General features: G+C 63.8%; 12 protein-coding genes. 6 read left to right on the top strand and 6 right to left on the bottom strand.

The genetic code is table 11. The features are described 5' to 3' along the window. Positions 1-59: 59 nt before the first annotated feature. Positions 60-6,434, bottom strand: a complete 6,375-nt coding sequence (locus LB556_RS02535; RefSeq protein ID WP_224563005.1) for a kinesin — start codon at positions 6,432-6,434, stop codon at positions 60-62. A gap of 273 nt (positions 6,435-6,707) precedes the next feature. Here LB556_RS02535 and LB556_RS02530 point away from each other — a divergent pair, with 273 nt between their 5' ends. The 3 genes from LB556_RS02530 to LB556_RS02520 all read left to right on the top strand — a co-directional run bounded on the left by LB556_RS02530 (position 6,708) and on the right by LB556_RS02520 (position 8,653). Next, on the top strand, positions 6,708-7,076 hold the full coding sequence (locus LB556_RS02530; RefSeq protein WP_224563000.1) for an Hpt domain-containing protein: 369 nt from the start codon (positions 6,708-6,710) through the stop codon (positions 7,074-7,076). 142 nt (positions 7,077-7,218) lie between these two features. Continuing rightward, positions 7,219-7,539, top strand: a complete 321-nt coding sequence (locus LB556_RS02525; RefSeq protein ID WP_224562998.1) for a 2Fe-2S iron-sulfur cluster-binding protein — start codon at positions 7,219-7,221, stop codon at positions 7,537-7,539. Positions 7,540-7,621: 82 nt separating this feature from the next. Then, positions 7,622-8,653 carry an NAD(P)/FAD-dependent oxidoreductase gene (locus tag LB556_RS02520; RefSeq protein WP_224562994.1) on the top strand — a complete coding sequence of 344 codons (1,032 nt, stop codon included), beginning with the start codon at positions 7,622-7,624 and terminating at the stop codon, positions 8,651-8,653. 100 nt (positions 8,654-8,753) lie between these two features. Here LB556_RS02520 and LB556_RS02515 read toward each other — a convergent pair whose 3' ends face one another. Next, a complete protein-coding gene (locus tag LB556_RS02515) occupies positions 8,754-10,235 on the bottom strand; it encodes an MDR family MFS transporter (RefSeq protein WP_224562991.1) in 1,482 nt (493 codons plus the stop codon). A 228-nt stretch (positions 10,236-10,463) separates the two neighbouring features. Beyond that, the gene (locus LB556_RS02510; RefSeq protein WP_224562987.1) at positions 10,464-11,081 is read right to left on the bottom strand and encodes a DUF922 domain-containing Zn-dependent protease; all 618 of its coding nucleotides are present in this window, start codon (positions 11,079-11,081) and stop codon (positions 10,464-10,466) included. A gap of 116 nt (positions 11,082-11,197) precedes the next feature. On the opposite strand from LB556_RS02510, the gene folP reads away from it, so the two are divergent. From folP to folK, 3 genes are all read left to right on the top strand, one after another. Further along, the gene (folP, locus tag LB556_RS02505; RefSeq protein ID WP_224562972.1) at positions 11,198-12,043 is read left to right on the top strand and encodes a dihydropteroate synthase; all 846 of its coding nucleotides are present in this window, start codon (positions 11,198-11,200) and stop codon (positions 12,041-12,043) included. 121 nt (positions 12,044-12,164) lie between these two features. Next, positions 12,165-12,524, top strand: coding sequence for a dihydroneopterin aldolase (gene folB, locus LB556_RS02500; protein ID WP_224562958.1), 360 nt, complete (start codon positions 12,165-12,167; stop codon positions 12,522-12,524). Beyond that, positions 12,508-13,020, top strand: coding sequence for a 2-amino-4-hydroxy-6-hydroxymethyldihydropteridine diphosphokinase (gene folK, locus LB556_RS02495; protein WP_224562955.1), 513 nt, complete (start codon positions 12,508-12,510; stop codon positions 13,018-13,020). The genes folB and folK overlap by 17 nt, the downstream gene beginning before the upstream one ends. An 11-nt stretch (positions 13,021-13,031) precedes the next feature. Here the strand turns inward: folK and LB556_RS02490 are convergent, their stop codons facing one another. The 3 genes from LB556_RS02490 to LB556_RS02480 all read right to left on the bottom strand — a co-directional run bounded on the left by LB556_RS02490 (position 13,032) and on the right by LB556_RS02480 (position 16,257). Then, positions 13,032-13,577: a DUF924 family protein gene (locus LB556_RS02490; RefSeq protein ID WP_224562952.1), complete on the bottom strand. Its 546-nt coding sequence runs from the start codon at positions 13,575-13,577 to the stop codon at positions 13,032-13,034. 16 nt (positions 13,578-13,593) lie between these two features. Then, complete coding sequence (locus LB556_RS02485) at positions 13,594-15,429, bottom strand: monovalent cation:proton antiporter-2 (CPA2) family protein (RefSeq protein WP_224562949.1); 1,836 nt, start codon at positions 15,427-15,429, stop codon at positions 13,594-13,596. Between the two features lie 276 nt (positions 15,430-15,705). Further along, on the bottom strand, positions 15,706-16,257 hold the full coding sequence (locus tag LB556_RS02480; protein WP_224562946.1) for a hypothetical protein: 552 nt from the start codon (positions 16,255-16,257) through the stop codon (positions 15,706-15,708). Positions 16,258-16,351 lie beyond the last annotated feature (94 nt).

Raw genomic sequence — 16,351 nt, 5'->3', positions numbered from 1 at the left:
ACCTCAAGAAAAAAGGCGGGAAGCAAGTCTCCCGCCTTTCTGTTTGTCCCGTCGGCCGCTTAATGCAGGCGACCGCTGGCGTGGGCCAGCATGGTGTAGACCTTGCCGGTGTCGGACGTGAGATAGGTTTGTGCCATGATGTTGTCTCGGTCATTGCGCGAGACATCCTTGAGCAGTTTCTCGAAATCGTCACAGTAGCGGTCGACGGCGGCGCGGAATTCGGCCTCTCCTTGATATTTGCGGCGGATTTCGTCGAACGTCTGCTGACCCTTCAGCGTGTAGAGCCGGCGCGTGAACACGTCGCGCTCGCCGCGCCGGTAGCGGTTCCACAGCTCGATCGAGGCATCGTGGTCGATGGCCCGCGCGATATCGACGGAGAGCGAGTTCAGCGATTCCACGACATGCAGCGGCGAACGCTGGGCAGGCGCCGCGCGCGGTGCTTCGGCCGGCGTCGGGGGGGCTGCCGGCCTGAGGTCGGCATCGCTCGACGCGGCGGTCAGCAGATCGCGTACCCAGCCGCCTTGCGGCGCGCGCGCATTGGCGTCGGCGGCACGCTGGCGCGGTGCTGCCTCCGCCGGATGCTCCAGATCGAGCGTGCCACGCAGTCCCGCGCCGCCCAGTGGAGCCTGTGGCAGCCGCGGATCCGCCTGCGGCGCCGGGGCGCGACGGGGCGGCTCGGCGGCGCGTGCCGGTGCCTGCGGCGCGGGGCGCAGGGAGCGCGGCTCTGAAGAGTCGCCGCCACGACCGGACTTCGCAACGATATCCGAAAGCTCCTTCAAGGCGTTGATCTGCTCGGAAACGGCGCGGCGGATGGCCGAGGTCGATTCCTTGGCCTCCTCAGGCATTTCGATCACGCCCTTCTTGAGTTCGGCGCGGGTGAGGTCGAGTTCACTCTTGATCGAGCCCGCGGTGCGCCGCATCTCCTCGGTCGCATCGGCGAAGCGCTTGGTCGCCGACTCGACGACATCGGTGATGGCGTTGCGGATCTTGTCGGCCGATTCCAGCGTCTTGCCTTCGGCGTTCTGCAGCGTCTGGCCGACGAGGTTCTCGAAAGAACGCATGACCCTTTCGAGATCCTCCGACTTCTTGACCAGGCCAACGGCGAGATCGTCGAGCGACGACTGTCTTTCCAGCGTGTGTTCGAGGTTGCTCTGTGCCGAGCTCAGGAGGTCCGAGGCGCTGGCCAGCAGGCGGCTGTGTTCGTCGAACTTGGTGGCGATCGAGGCGACTTCACGCAGGGTCGACGACGACAGTTCCGTCAGCCTTGTCGTGTTCGAATCGACCAGACGCGCCGAGCTGGCAAAAGTCTGCGCCGCCTTTTCGGTGGTCGCCGCGAAGCTTTGCGTGCTGCCGGTCAGGCGGTCGTCGACCTCGCCAAGGTTGACCGCGGCCTGCTCGATCAGCTGACCGAGCTGCGAGCTGGACTTGGTCATCCGGCCGATGAGATCGGCGACGCTGTCGGACAGCGACGAACGGGCGCCTTCGACCGCCGACAGGGTTTCGGCGGTGCGGCTGGCGAGCGCGTTGACCAAGGCTGCATTCTCGCTGCGCAGCTTCTCGGTCGCGCGTTCGGTGACCTCTTCCATGCTCCTTTGCAGTTCGGAGCCGCCCTGGGCGAAGCGCTCAACCAAAGGCCGCGCGGTTTCGTCGAGGATCTTCGACATCTCGGCGGACCGCGCCGCGAGCATGGTGTTGAGCTCGCGGGTGTTGGCGCCGATCGTCTTGGCTGCGTCGTTGGTGCTTTGGCCGATGTGCTGGCCGACGGCGGTGAAGGTCTCCGCGATCACGTTGGCGCGCGATACGAGTTGCGCCTCGGCGGTCGACACCTGTTCGTTGAGTCTCTGGCCCATCGTCTCGGCGGTGTAGGTGAGCCGGCTTTCGACCCCGGCGATCTGTTCCTCGACACGGGCGGCCGCGGCGGCCGCGCTCGATGCAAGACGCTCGTCGGCGCCGGCAAGCGCCTGCTCGATTTCGCGGGCATGCACGGCCAGGTCCTGGCCGGTCTGGCGGGCACGATCGGCGACCCTCTGCTCGGTGCTTGCGAAGGCGCCGACGATCGTCTGCGCATGCTCGCCGATCGTCGAGGTGCTGTCGGCGATACGGGAAACCAGGCGCTGGTCGGCGTCGTCGAAAATGCGGGCGATTTCGGATGCCCGGCTGGACAGCGCGTCCGAACCTTCGGCGATGCGGGAGACCAAATGCTGGTCGGCGGCGTCGAAGATGCGGCCAAGGTCCGACGCCCGGGCGGCGAGCGCCTCGGCGGATTCGCCTATGCGCATGCCGAGCCGCTGGTCGGCGCTTTCGAAGTTGCGCAGGATGTCGCCGGCACGGGCGGCCAGGGACTGCGCCGTTTCCACGGCCCGGGCAACCAGCTTCTGGTCGGCCGCGTCGAATGCGCCGGCGATTTCGCTTGCGCGGGCGGCCAGATGGTCCGCTGTATCCTGAGCCCGAGCGGCCAGTTGGTCGGTGGTTGCCTGTGCGCGGGCGGCCAGCTTCTGGTCGGCCATGTCGAAGGTGCCAGCGATCTCGCCAGCGCGGGCAGCGAGCTGATCGGCGGTTTCATGGGCGCGGGCCAGCAGCGAGTTCGAGGCGTCGTCGGCGCGGGCGAGCAAGGCGTTCGACGTATCTTCCGCACGGGCATGGAGGCGACGGTCGGCCTCCTCGAAGGTGCGGGCAATGTCTTCGGCCCGGGCCAGCAAGGCGGCGGACGTCTGTTCGGCGCGCTCGGCGATCTTGCGATCGGCATCGCTGAAAGCCGCCCCCGCCTGCTCGTGCAGCGTGCTGGTGACTTCCAGGACCTTTTCACGCAATGCGCCGGCGACAAAGACCGCGCTCTTTTCGAGCACGCTGCGAACATTGTCGACGCCAGTAGAGAGCGCGCGCTCCATGGTGCCGGCGCGTTCCTCGATGATGCCGGTCTGGCGGCTGAACGCCTGCTCGATCTTGTCGACATCTGCAGCGATCGCGGCGGAAATGTCCGCGCTCCTGGACGCAATCTGGTCGATGTGGCCGGACAGCGAGCGATCGACCTCCCTGCGCGTCTCGGTGAGCTTGCCGAGATCATCTTCCAGCGCGCGGCTGAGCATATTGCGGCCTTCGGACAACTTGCCGACATGTCCAGCGATGATCTCGTCGATATCGCCGCGGCTTTCGGTCAGCCTCTGCAGGTCGGCTTCGAGAGCGCGCTTGAGAATGTCGCGGCCCTCGGCCAGCTTCTCGACCTGGCCGGCGACCAGCCCGTCGATGCTGGAGCGGCTTTCGGCCAGTTTGGCAAGGTCGGCTTCCAGCGCGCGCTTGAGAACATCGCGGCCCTCGGCGAGCTTCTCGACCTGGCCGGCGACCAGACCATCGATGCTGGAGCGGCTCTCGGCCAACTTGGCAAGATCGTCCTCAAGCGCTTTCGACAACGTCGAACGCTCCTCGACAAGCCGTTCCGCGTGATTGCTGACGTGGCCGCTAACGGCCAGGAGGTCGTCCTCAAGCGCTTTCGACAAGGTCGAACGATCCTGGGCAAGCCGGTCGCTGTGGCTGTTGACGTGGCTGCCGATAGTCTCAAGGTCGGCCTCAAGGGCCTTCGACAGCGTCGACCGCTCATGGACCAGACGGTCCGAGTGGCTGTTGACAAGGCTGTTGACGGTTTCGAGATCAGCCTCCAGCGCGCGGGCGAACTGAGCGCGGTCGTCGACCAGTTTCTGGGACTGATCGGCAACGGTGTTCTTGACCGCGTTGAGGTCGGCTTCCAATGCGCGGCGCAGGATGTCGCGACCTTCGGCCAGCTTCTCGACCTGGCCGGCCACCAGCCCGTCGATGCTGGAGCGGCTTTCGGCCAGCTTGGCGAGATCGTCCTCCAGCGCCTTGGACAAGGTCGAGCGATCCTCAACCAGCCTGTTCATGTGGTCGGCGATGACGCTGTTCACATTCTGCAGGTCGGCTTCCAGAACGCGTGACAACTGCCCGCGATCCTCGGCCAGCTTTTCCGATTGGCTCGATATGACGTTCTTGATCGTGTTGAGATCGGATTCCAGCGCGCGCTTGAGAATGTCGCGGCCCTCGGCCAGCTTCTCGACCTGGCCGGCCACCAGCCCGTCGATGCTGGAGCGGCTTTCGGCCAGCTTGGCGAGGTCTGCCTCAAGCGTCTGAGACAGCAGGCCGCGGTCTTCCGCCAGGCGCCCCGAATGGCTGTCGATCAGGCCGCGTATGCCCGACAGGTCGCTTTCGAGCGAACGGCCAAGTTGCGTGCGGTCTTCGGCCAGTTTCGCCGAATGCGCCTCGATGAGGCCCTCGATACTGGCAATGTCGTTTTCCAGCGCCTTGGCGAGCACCGCGCGACCCTCGGCGATTTTCTCGACCTGACCTGCGACAAGGCCGTCAATGTCGGCGCGGCTGTCGGACAACTTGCCGAGGTCGGCTTCCAAAGCGCGCGAAAGAATATTACGGCCCTCAGCCAGTTTCCCGACATGCCCAGCGACCATTTCATCAATGATCGTGCGGGCTTGCACCAATTTTCCGGAGTCCTCGTTGAGAGCCAGGGAGAGCCGGTTGCGGCCTTCTTCCAGCTGTTCGAGGTGACTGCCGAGCGACGCATCGATGGCAGCGCGCGATTCGTTGACCTTGCGCAGGTCTTCTTCTAGCGCACGCGCTATCAGGCCGCGGCCTTCGGCCAGCTTCTGCACCTGGTTGGTCACCGCGGCATCGATGCCGGCGCGGCTTTCGGCGAATTTCTCCAGGTCCGCCTGCATGGCGGCGGCCATGCGCTCGCGGCTTTCGGAGAGCTTGCGGCTGTGGTTTTCGACTGCTTCCTCGATACCGACGCGCGCGTCGGCAAGCCGCTGGATGTCGGCATCGAAGGAGCGCGACACGACGTGGCGGGCTGCCTCCATGCGGCCGGCGAAATCGCTGGCGCGCGCTTCGAGCATGGATGACGTCGAGGTGACGATGTCGGCCATGTCGGCACCGATCTGGGTCTTGCCCTGATCGATCATGGCCGACAGCGTGTCCTTGCTCTCGGCGAAGGTGTGGGCGATTTCACGCGCACGCTCGACCAGCGTTTCGTTGATCTGGCGGGCCCGGGCCTCGAGGGCGGCATTGAGCTTCTGCGTGCCGGTATCCAACGCTTCGGCGCGGGTCTGGAATTCGCTGATCAGCGCCTGGCCGCGTTCGGCCAACGTGCGCTCGATGCCGTCAAGGCTGGCTTCGAACTCGGAGTTGAGGGTACGCGCTGCGCCGCCGAGCAGCGAAACCATGCCAGTGGTGCGATCGTCGAGCAGGTCGGTCAACGACCGGGTCAGGCCGTCCGTCGTATCCGTCAGCTTGGCAATGCGCGTGTCGAGCAGGCTGGCGAAAGCCTCGCCGGAGGTCGACAGCCGGTCGGTGATGTTGTCGAGCCGGCCTTCCACCGAGTCGAAGATCGACATCGAGCTTTCGTTGATGCGGTCGATCAGCGTGTCGCCCGAATTGGTGATCGTCATCGACAGTTTGGTCGACGCATTGAGAATGCTATCGCGGATGATGTCGCTTGCCGCTCCGATTTCATCGCGCAACGTCTCGTGCGCGCCGGAGATCGAGGCGCGGACGCGTTCGGCATGGGTGACCACCGCTTCGCGTTCACTGCCGAGCCCGTCGACCAGCGACCGAATCCGGGTTTCGTTTTCCGAATAGGAGCGCTCGATCTGGTTGACCTCGCTGTGGACCAGCGTTTCCAGTTCCACGGCACGGGCAAGGGTGCGTTCGATGCCTTCGCCCATGGCAGCCACCTCGCGACGGACGGCCTGGCCGATCATCATGACGCGATCCTGAGCCATGTTCTCCGGCTCGGTCAGGCGGAAGGCCACTTCCGTCATCGATTGCGCGGCGATGCGCATATCCTGGGCGCGGCGAATCATCACCGCGAAGGCCCAGAACAGGATGACGGGCACGATTGCCGCCACGGCGAGGCCGATCAGCTCGGGGCGAGCAAAGAACTGGTCCAGCGTGCGTATCCGCCAGATGCTCGGTCCAAAAAGCAGGTTGGCCAGTCCGCCGGCGCCCGCGATCCAGGCGAGCGAGACAAAGGCGATGACCCAGTAGATGGTGTTGGAGGCGCGCCTGTTCAGGCCGTGCAGGAGGGTCTTGTAGTCCTTCTGGCGATCATCGTTGGCTGGCGCGAAGCCTGCGGGCTGGCCACTATTGCGTGTCTCCACCGGGCGAAGTTCGGCCGGTTTGGCCCCGTCGGTCTGAGCCTTATTGACGACAGGCGCTGCCGGCTGCGGATAGCGTCCCTCGCGCGCCAGCTCATCGGCGGCCTGCGATATCTGCGCCTCCAGATCTTCCATCGAAGCCGCGATATCGAGGTCGCCGCTGTCGGTATCGCCGCTCAGGTCGAGATCGAGCGCTTTTTCGAGTTCCCTGGCTACGTCGCTATCGAGATTTCTGGTTGTCGTTGGTTTCTTCGCCATGCCTTCGCTACCCTGTACTAGCTGCCGCGGGGGCTTATAATTCTGGTTGTCTTACCCCCGCGCAGGAGGCTGAAAATGGACCCTCGTATCGTAATGACACAGGGGGGTAAAGAAAACATGCATTCCGCGGGATACGTAAAACTTTAAATATAAGGTTAACGGAAGCGTGATTTGGGCGCCGCTTTCGCAACATTTTTCCCGGCCATTCATTAACCCGTTGTCCACCGGATCCGCCTAGTTTTCAGGCGGCCGAAGAAAATGGAGTTCGAGTTCATGCGTGGCGAAAGCGGCATTGCCTTCTCAATGCCCGGGGGCGACGTATCGGGAACGAGGCAGTCCCGGCCAGTCGATTTGGCACACCTTGCCCGGCAAACGATGGGCGACCGCACCCTCGAGCAAGAGGTGCTGGCGCTGTTTGTACAGCAGGCAGTTTCGGTGCGCGACAAGATAGTCGATGCCGACATCAAGGACCGACTTTTGCTGGCTCATGGCCTGAAAGGTTCGGCCCGCGGCGTGGGCGCCTTCGCCATCGCCGATTGCGCCACCGAGATCGAACGCCGGCCGGAGGACGTCCAAATCCTCAATCGGCTCGGCAGGCTTATCGACGAAGTGCGCGACTTCATCGCCGCCATCAATCGCTGATCACGGTTTGAGACAAAAACGTCACGGAGCGGCGCTTTCGCGCGGCAGTTGACTTGTTTGCCGGAGTGATTATCTCGGGCGAAACTCGATTTCGTCTCGGGCGAACTCCCTTTCGTGCCGGTGAAACTCCCTCAGGTGACAAATGACCAAACTGACCTTCATCGCCCATGACGGCACACATTTCGACGTGGACGCCGAAAACGGCTCGACGGTCATGGAAAATGCCATCGGTAACGCGGTGCCGGGCATCGAGGCGGAGTGCGGCGGCGCCTGCGCCTGCGCGACCTGCCATGTCTATGTCGATGAGGCATGGACGGCCGAGGTCGGCGAGCCCGAGGCGATGGAAGAAGACATGCTGGACTTCGCCTATGACGTTCAGCCGAACTCGCGCCTGTCGTGCCAGATCAAGGTGCGCGACGCGCTCGACGGCCTGATCGTGCGGGTTCCCGAACGTCAGGGCTGAAATCGGCGATTTTTACCGCTGACGCTTGGCAGCGGGCCGACGGTCATGCAGTCTCGCCTGGACTTTCGCAGCGAGGCGCATCATGACCGGCATCATCAGCACAGACGTCCTCATTGTCGGAGCAGGGCCGGTCGGCCTGTTCGCCGTGTTCGAGCTCGGCCTGTTGGACATGAAGTGCCACCTGATCGACATTCTCGACAAGCCCGGCGGCCAATGCGCGGAACTCTATCCCGAAAAGCCGATCTACGACATTCCGGGCTGGCCTTCGATCTCGGCGCAAGGGCTCGTCGACAAGCTGCTTGAGCAGGTTGCGCCGTTCAAGCCCGAATTCACCTACAACCGCATGGTTTCCAGTCTCGAAAAGCTGGACAACGGCGGCTTTCGCGTGACAACGGACGAGAACGAGGTGTTCGAGGCCAAGGTGGTGGTGATCGCCGCCGGCGGCGGCTCATTCCAGCCGAAGCGACCGCCAATTCCCGGCATCGAAGCCTATGAAGGTACGAGCGTCTTCTATTCGGTTCGCCGGATGGAGGATTTTCGCGGCCACGACCTGGTCATTGTCGGCGGCGGCGATTCGGCCCTCGACTGGACGCTGAACCTGCAGCCGGTGGCGAGAAGCGTGACACTCGTTCACCGTCGGCCCGAGTTTCGCGCGGCGCCCGACAGCGTCAACAAGATGTACGCCATGCAGGAGATGAAGCAGCTGGAGTTCAGGGTCGGCCAGGTGACCGGGCTCACCGGGGCCGACGGCCAGCTGGCGTCGGCCACGATCAAGGGCGGCTCCGATGGCGACATCGAGGTGCCTTGTACCCGCATGCTGCCGTTCTTCGGACTGACCATGAAGCTCGGCCCGATCGCCGAATGGGGGCTCAATCTCCATGAGAACCTGATCCCGGTCGATACCGAGAAATTTCAGACATCGGTGCCCGGCATTTTCGCGGTGGGCGACATCAACTGGTACCCGGGCAAGCTCAAGCTGATCCTGTCGGGTTTCCACGAGGTGGCGCTGATGGCACAGGCCGCCAAGCGCGTCATCAGCCCCGGCGAACGCATTGTGTTCCAGTATACCACTTCGTCCACCAGCCTGCAGAAGAAGCTCGGCGTTTCCGGCTAGAGCGGTTCGGCGTTTGATAGAATCGTTGGCCCTCTAATTCTTTGTTCTTGCGCAATGCCGGACGGAAAACCGCTACGCACTTTTCCTGGAATTGCTCTAGTTACTCCGCCAGGATCGGCGCCGGATCGTCGATGTGGCCTCGAAGTTCCTTCTCGGGCATCAGCGTCAGCGTGATGAGGCCCAGGACCAGAGTGCCGGCCGCGACGAGAAAGATCATCACGAAGGGTTCGGCCGATACGACACGTCCAGCCACCTGGACGCCTTCACCGGCCAGCGGCAATCCAAAGCCTAGAGCGACGGCGCCGAGCATCGCGACCCCCAATGCACTGCCCAGCGAACGCAGAAAGGTAAGCACCCCCGTCGCCACGCCAAGATGCATGCGATCGACGGCGTTCTGCACGGACACGGTGGTTACCGGAAATGTCGTCCCGGTTCCCAGCCCGATACAGATGGTCAGGACTTCGACCACGAGGAGCGATGCTTGGCCGGCGACAAAGGCCAGCAGGCCCATGCACAGGATAGCGAAAACGACGCCGATCATGGCGATGCGCTTGTAGTGGGTGAAGCGCGGTATTAGGCGGCCGCTGGACGCGGCGCCGCCCACGGTTCCAAGCAGTAGGCCAAGCATTGCAGTGCCCGATTCGCTGGCCGTCAGGCCAAGTATCGATTGCAGATATACGGGCAGATAGACGGCAAGGCCGACGCTGGAGGCCTGGAGCAGGAACATCGACAAAGTGCCGGCCAGGACGATCGGGTTGCCCAGGACCTCGAGCGAAATGAGCGGTTCGGCCGCCCGCATCAGCCGCAGGGCAAAGGCGCCCCAGAAAAGCGCGGAGCACGCCAGGACGCCAATGACTTCCGACGACAACCACGGGTAGGCGCTGCCACCCCAGTTCAGCGCCAGCAGCAACAGCGCCGTGGCCACGATGAGCAGCAATGCTCCAAGACCATCGATGCTGTGATTCTTGGCCGCGGCAGGCAGCTTCTTGAGCGGCTTGTTGATGATCGCCATCGCAACGAAGCCCAGCGGGATATTGATCCAGAAGATGAGGGACCAGTGAAGATGTTCGGCGAAGGTGCCGCCCAGCAGTGGCCCGGCGACGCTGGCGACGGCCCACGTGCCGGAGAACCACGCCGCATAGCGCGCCCGCTCGCGCGGCGGGACAAGGTCTCCGACCACGGTCTGCGTCAGCGCGAAAAGGCCGCCGCCGCCAGCCCCCTGGATCGCGCGCCCCAGGATAAGGACGAACATGTTCGGGGCCAGCGCACTGACCAGCGATCCGGCAAGAAAGATAAGGATTGCCGCATAGACGGTCGGCCGACGCCCGTAGACGTCCGAAATCTTGCCGTAGAGCGGTGCCACGGCGGTTGCGGTCAAGAGATAACCGGTAACGACCCATGGCAGGTACTCGGCATTGCCGAGAGAGCGCCCGATGGTTGGCATTGCCGGCGCGACGATGGTCTGGTCGAGGGCCGCCAGCAGCATCGACAGCAGGACGCCGCCGATGATGACGTTCTTTTCGCTGTCGGTCAGCGGCGCGCTCGCTGCCATCACGTCCTGCTTGTCGACAGCCTGGTCCATAATTTCTCGTCCATGCGCGTTGCGCTGCGGCATCACTATCGGGTCTGTCCGGTGCATCCGCGGCGCGACCGGTCGTGATGTTCGTGTTTCCGGCTTGCTCGTGGCAACCCTTGATATGTCGTTCCCTATAGGCCGATTTCGACCGGTGCTCGAAAAAAATTCGAAGCTGGCACTACGCTTCCGCCCGGTTGGCTTGCATCCAGGCGAACGGAGGCGGCGAGCGCACATTCAGGGCGGCGGCAATCGGCCACTCTCGATGCGCTCCATCCGATAGCGCATCAGCCGCAGGATGCGGCTTTCGAAATTGGCGCTCTCGACGCGGTCGAACCGCAGCTGGTCCTGATCGTGCCTGGCAAGCTCAGCCGCCGTGATCTCGGCGGCCTTGGCCTTCGCGGCATCGCAATCCTTCCGCGGATAGCTTGCCTTCAGGGCGTCCTCCAGTGCGCGGCCGTGGTTCTTGGCGATCTCGACATGACGGTCTTCATGGCGCTTGATGTCGGCGGACAATGTATCCCAGAACAGCCGCACGTCGGCGTCGGCTTTGCGCGGGCGGCGCCACTGGGGAAGGATCACATTGACCTTCACGGTCACGACCGCGTCGGCGATCCGGCAGGAACCCGGCTGGCTGGCGTAGCTGATGCGCGTCGTGAAGGCCATCTGGGTGGCGCCAGGATGGCGTGACCCCGTGGTTTTTACCAGCGGCCCATGTTCTGTGAGTTGCTGCTCGATATCCTCGAGCGTTCTGCCGCCGATGGCGAAATAGCTGTAAGTCTTAACCAGATTGACGGCGTCCGCCGGAACGGTGGCGCCGGCAAGCAGCAGTGCGCAGAGAAGGGATCGTTTCATCGTGTTGCCTCTTCGGTCACCTTGCTTTACGGCCTTTGCCGGCGCAACGGAACTGATCCGATGCGGATCATACATCGTTGATGCCCGTTGGTTGATGAGCCCATGGTTGATGCACAATGACGGCGACGCGGTGGCAGATGGCGCATGGGCGTCATATCGAGCTGGGCGGCAAGGCAGTGGTCGTCGGCATCCTCAACGTCACGCCCGACAGCTTTTCCGACGGCGGCCTGTTCGATGCTCCCGCAACCGCACTGGTCCAGGCGCGCCGCATGATCGGGGAAGGAGCCTCGATCATCGATGTTGGCGGAGAATCGACCCGGCCGGGCGCGGCCCCGATCTCGGCCAGCGAGGAGCAGGTCCGTATCCTGCCAGTGATCGAGGCGCTGGCGCGTGCCGGCGACGTGCTGATCTCGGTCGACACCTATCGTGCGGAGACCGCAGGACTCGCGGTGGCGGCCGGCGCGCATATCGTCAATGATGTCTGGGGTCTGCAGCGCGAGCCCGACATTGCGCGGGTGGCGGCCGAAACCGGCGCCGGGCTCATCATCATGCATACCGGCCGGGGCCGCGACAAGCTGCCCGATGTCATCGCCGACCAGTTGGCGTTCCTGGGAAAATCGGTGGCGATCGGGCGCGGGCAGGGTGTCGCCGACGACCAAATGGTGCTCGACCCCGGCTTTGGCTTCGCCAAGGAGACGGCGGAGGAAAACCTCGATCTGATGGCACGGTTTTCCGAACTCGGTGCGCTGGGCTTCCCGCTGATGGCCGGCACGTCGCGAAAACGCTTCATCGGCACCGTCACGGGCCGTGACGCCGCCGACCGGGCTGCCGGGACCGCGGCGACCAGCGTCATCCTCAGGCTCAAGGGCGCGCATCTGTTTCGCGTCCATGATGTCGCAATCAACGTGGACGCGCTGGCTGTGGCGGATGCTATGCTGGCGCGGGAACGCACGTCGCCCTAGAGCGGTTCAGCGTTTGATTGAATCGCTGAACCGCTCTAACTCTTTGTTTTCACGTAATTCCGGACAGAAAACCGCTACGCACTTTCCCTGGAATTGCTCTAATGGATCGGAACGCTGAGCCATGTATGTCATCCGCATGAAGAATTGCGCCTTCTTTGCCCGGCACGGCGTGCTGGACGAGGAAGAAGCGCTGGGTCAGCGGTTCTATGTCGATGCCTCGCTCACCGTCGAGCCCGGACGCGCGCTCGTCGATGACGCCATCGGCGAGACCGTCAATTACGGCGTTGCCTTCACGGTCATCGAGCAAATCATCACCGGACACAGGCGCTTCCTGATCGAAGCCTTGGCCCTGGAAGTCGCAAAGGCTCTCACCGGGCGCTTTCCCCAGATCCGCAAAGCCGAGGTCACCGTTCGCAAGCCAAACGCGCCGGTGCCTGGCGTGCTCGATTACGTCGAGGTGACCGTTGTCTGGCCCGAGTAACACTGTCTATCTCAGCCTCGGCGGCAATCTCGGTGATCCGGCGAAATCGATGGGGGCGGCGTTGCGCCTGCTCGATGCCGATCCCGATACCGACGTGGCCGCCGTTTCTTCGCTCTACCGGACGCCGCCCTGGGGCAAGCTCGACCAGCCTGATTTCCTCAACGCGGCCGCCGGACTGTCGACGCGGCTGTCGCCGCGGGCATTGCTCGACCTCTGTCTCGATGCCGAGCGAAAGCTCAAACGCGTGCGCGAGGAGAGATGGGGGCCGCGCCTGATCGACATCGACATCCTGGTGTTCGGCGACCGCATCATCCATGAAACGGGCCTGGAAGTGCCGCACCCGCGCATGCTGGAGCGCGCCTTCGTCCTGGCGCCGCTGGCCGAGATCGCGCCGGACCTTAGCGTAGGCGGCAAACGCGTTGCCGATCGCCTGGTCTCCGTGGACGCGGCTGGCATCGAGCGGCTGCCATCCGGCCGCGCCTGGTGGTGGGCCTAGACCCGGCGGCACTAGCCGGAGAAACCACCGTCATCCAGGAAGGCTTTTTCCTCAGCCGTCGTCTCGCGGCCAAGCATCCTGTTGCGGTGCGGAAAGCGGCCGAAGCGCCGGATGATGTCGCGATGTTCCAGCGCGTACTTCAAGTTGGACTCGGCCCTGGCGGTGTGAAGTTCAACCGAACGGTCCTGGTCGGCGGGATTTTCCGAATGTTCGAACGGCAGATACAGGAACACGCGGACCTCCGGTTCCAACGCCACATCATGGCCCGCATCGATCGCCTTTAGCGCGAAGTGCCTTGCCAGCGGGTCGGTCGCAAACATGTGGCCGGTGCCGCGAAAGCAATTGCGCGGAAACTGGTCGAGCAGGATCATCAGCGCCAGCGAGCCTTCGGCATGTCCTGACCAGTCGTCGCATTCGCGTCGCGCCGCGCCGTAATGGAGGTCGAGGAAGCGGTCGCGGAAATCGGCATCGAATGCATCGTTCTTCTCGAACCATGCATCCTCGCCGGCGTCGCGCCAGAATTTGGTGACCGACAAGGCCCTGCTGTCCAATTCCATTTCCTGATTTCCTTATTCAATCCGTCGCTTCGGACTTATGCAGGACGCCGGCTGTTTCCTCGTTGAGCGCCTGGCCAGGACGGCGGGGCGTGGAGAGCGGGGTCGGGATCGGCGTGCCGATATTGCCTTTCAGGAACCGCTGGCCAGAGCGGATGCCTTCGGCGAGTTGGGTCTCGAAGCGGGCGGTGTCGCGGCGCCTGACGTCCTCGATCGTTTCGGCGACGTCTTCGGGATCGACGCCCAGCGCCTCGAGTGTCGAGCCGCCAAAGACGAGTGCCGATTCGAAGGTTTCGCGCAGCTGATAATCGACGCCGGCGCGAATGAGTTGCAAGGCCGTGCCGCGGTCGAAAGCGCGTGCCAGCACCGTAAGCAACGGAAACTCCGCCTTGACGAGTTCGGCGATGCGGATGGCGGCGTCGGGCTTGTCGACACAGATGAGCACGGCCCGCGCCCGGCCGGCCCCGGCCGCGTGAAGGATGTCCAGCCGCGTGCCGTCGCCATAATAGACCTTGAAGCCGAAATCGGCGGCCGCCTGGATCATCTCGACATCGTTATCGATGATCGAGACGTCGATGCCGCGCAAGAGCAGGGGTTGGCTGGCGATCTGGCCGAAGCGACCGAAGCCGATGATCAGCACGCTGCCCGTCAGGCCGTCGGCGACTTCGACGCCGTCCAGCGACTGCTCGTCGCGCGGCGTGAAATAGCGCAGGGCAATGATTGCCAACGGCGTCAGCACCATGGAGATGATGATGATCGCCGTCAGCGTCGCGTTCGCCTGGCCGTCGATGATGCCGACGGCGGCCGCCGCGGAATAAAGCACGAAGGCGAATTCGCCGCCTTGCGCCATGAAGACCGCGCGTTCCAGCGCCTCGCGGTGGCCTGATCTCAGGACGCGGGCCACGACGTAGATGCCGAAAGCCTTCATCGCCATGTAGGCGACTACATAGATGGCGATCAGCTTCCAGTTCGCCGCCACCACATGCAGATCGAGCGACATGCCGACCGCAAGGAAGAACAGACCGAGCAGGATGCCGCGGAACGGTTCGATGTCGGCTTCGAGTTGATGGCGGAAGGTCGATTCCGAGAGCAGCACGCCGGCCAGGAACGCGCCCATCGCCATCGACAGGCCGCTGAGTTGCATGGCGAGCGCCGACCCAAGCACGACCAGCAGTGCCGCAGCCGTCATTACCTCGCGTGCACGGGCATCCGCGAGGATGCGGAAGAAGGGGTTGAGCAGGTATCGTCCCGCGACCACCAGCCCGACGATCGCGGCGAGGCCGATGCCGACCTCGGTCAACCGCTCCGACAGGCTGGTATCGGCCCCGCCGGGCGCCAGGAAGGCGATCAGGGCGAGCAGCGGCACGATGGCGAGATCCTCCAGCAGCAGGATGGAGACGATGCGCTGGCCCTTGGGCAAGGCGATTTCGCCGCGCTCCTCCAGAAGCTGCATGACGATGGCCGTCGAGGTCAGCACGAAACCGGCGCCGGCGACGAAGGACTGCGCGATCGGAAACCCTCCGGCCATGCCGACACCGGTCAGCAGCACGGCGCAGACCCCGACTTGAAGCGCCCCAAGCCCGAAGATCTCGCGGCGCAGGCCCCAGAGCCGCGACGGCTGCATTTCCAAGCCGATTATGAACAGGAACATGACAACGCCGAGTTCGGCGACATGCAGGATGGCTCCCGATTCCGAAAAGACGCCGATGCCGAACGGGCCGATCACCACGCCGGCGGCCAGGTAACCGAGAATCGAACCGAGACCCATGCGCTTGAAGATCGGGACGGCCACCACGCCTGCCGCCAGCAATGCCACCACCTGAACGAGATCGCTGCCCGATGCCTCTGCCGCCATGCCTGTCATTCCGTTCGTTCGGGACCGCAACGGGGTGCGGTCGGGGTCAAGCGCAATCCTAGGACGAGCGTGAAATGGTCTTCCGTCCGGAATTGCATCAAACAAAGAGCTAAAGCATTTCAGCATTTCGATGAAACGCTGAAATGCTCTAAGCGCCATGGCTGGTCGCCGGCGCAAAGGATAGGGGCTTCGGCCAGGATCGAACAGTCCGAATTCCGATCGTGGGCGTAAAGCGGTTTTCCGCCGGAAATGCGTAGAGAAATGGCGGCGGTGCGCTCAGTTCGGCGTGATGGAGCCGACTTGGACGGCGTCGACCCGCTTGAGGCTCATGCCGATCACGGGCACCAATTGGTCCTGAACGCGCACGGCAACCGTCACGGTCATCGAATTGTCGTCGGGAATGCGTGCCTGCATGACGCCGCGGAGCTGGTTGCGGTTGATGGTGAAGACAACCTTGCGGGCGTCGACGACATTGCCGCCGATAATATCGAGGCCGGCACCGGCCGAACCCCCCATGAAGGAACCCTTGTAGTCACGTCCCCTGCGCTCGATCTTGGCCGACATCGGCTGGGTGAACACGCCGACCCGGCAACCGCCGTCGAGCGTCATGCCCATCTTGCCGTCGGGCGTGGAGCCGGTGAAGCTGCAGTTGAATTTCGTGCCCTTGTACTTGCCGGCGACGATTTCGCCGGGGCCGACCCACTTGCCTTCAACTGACTGGAAAAACTGCCTGTCCGGCTCTCCGGCGGAGGCCCCGGATGCCATAGAGGCGACCGCTGTGATCGCCGCCGCCAGGGGCAGGACGCTGGACAGAATTACGCTTTTCATCGACGACACCCGGCAACAACGAGGCTGTTTGTGACCGGTTTGACCATGAAGAAGATTGGTTAATGCTTCGTCACCAAGAGCCTTCGAAACCGCA

It is taken from the genome of Mesorhizobium sp. ES1-4, from assembly GCF_020164745.1.
GTDB lineage: Bacteria > Pseudomonadota > Alphaproteobacteria > Rhizobiales > Rhizobiaceae > Mesorhizobium.
The sequence above is the reverse complement of the archived record's forward strand: the minus strand, read 5'-3'. Positions and strand labels throughout refer to the sequence as shown.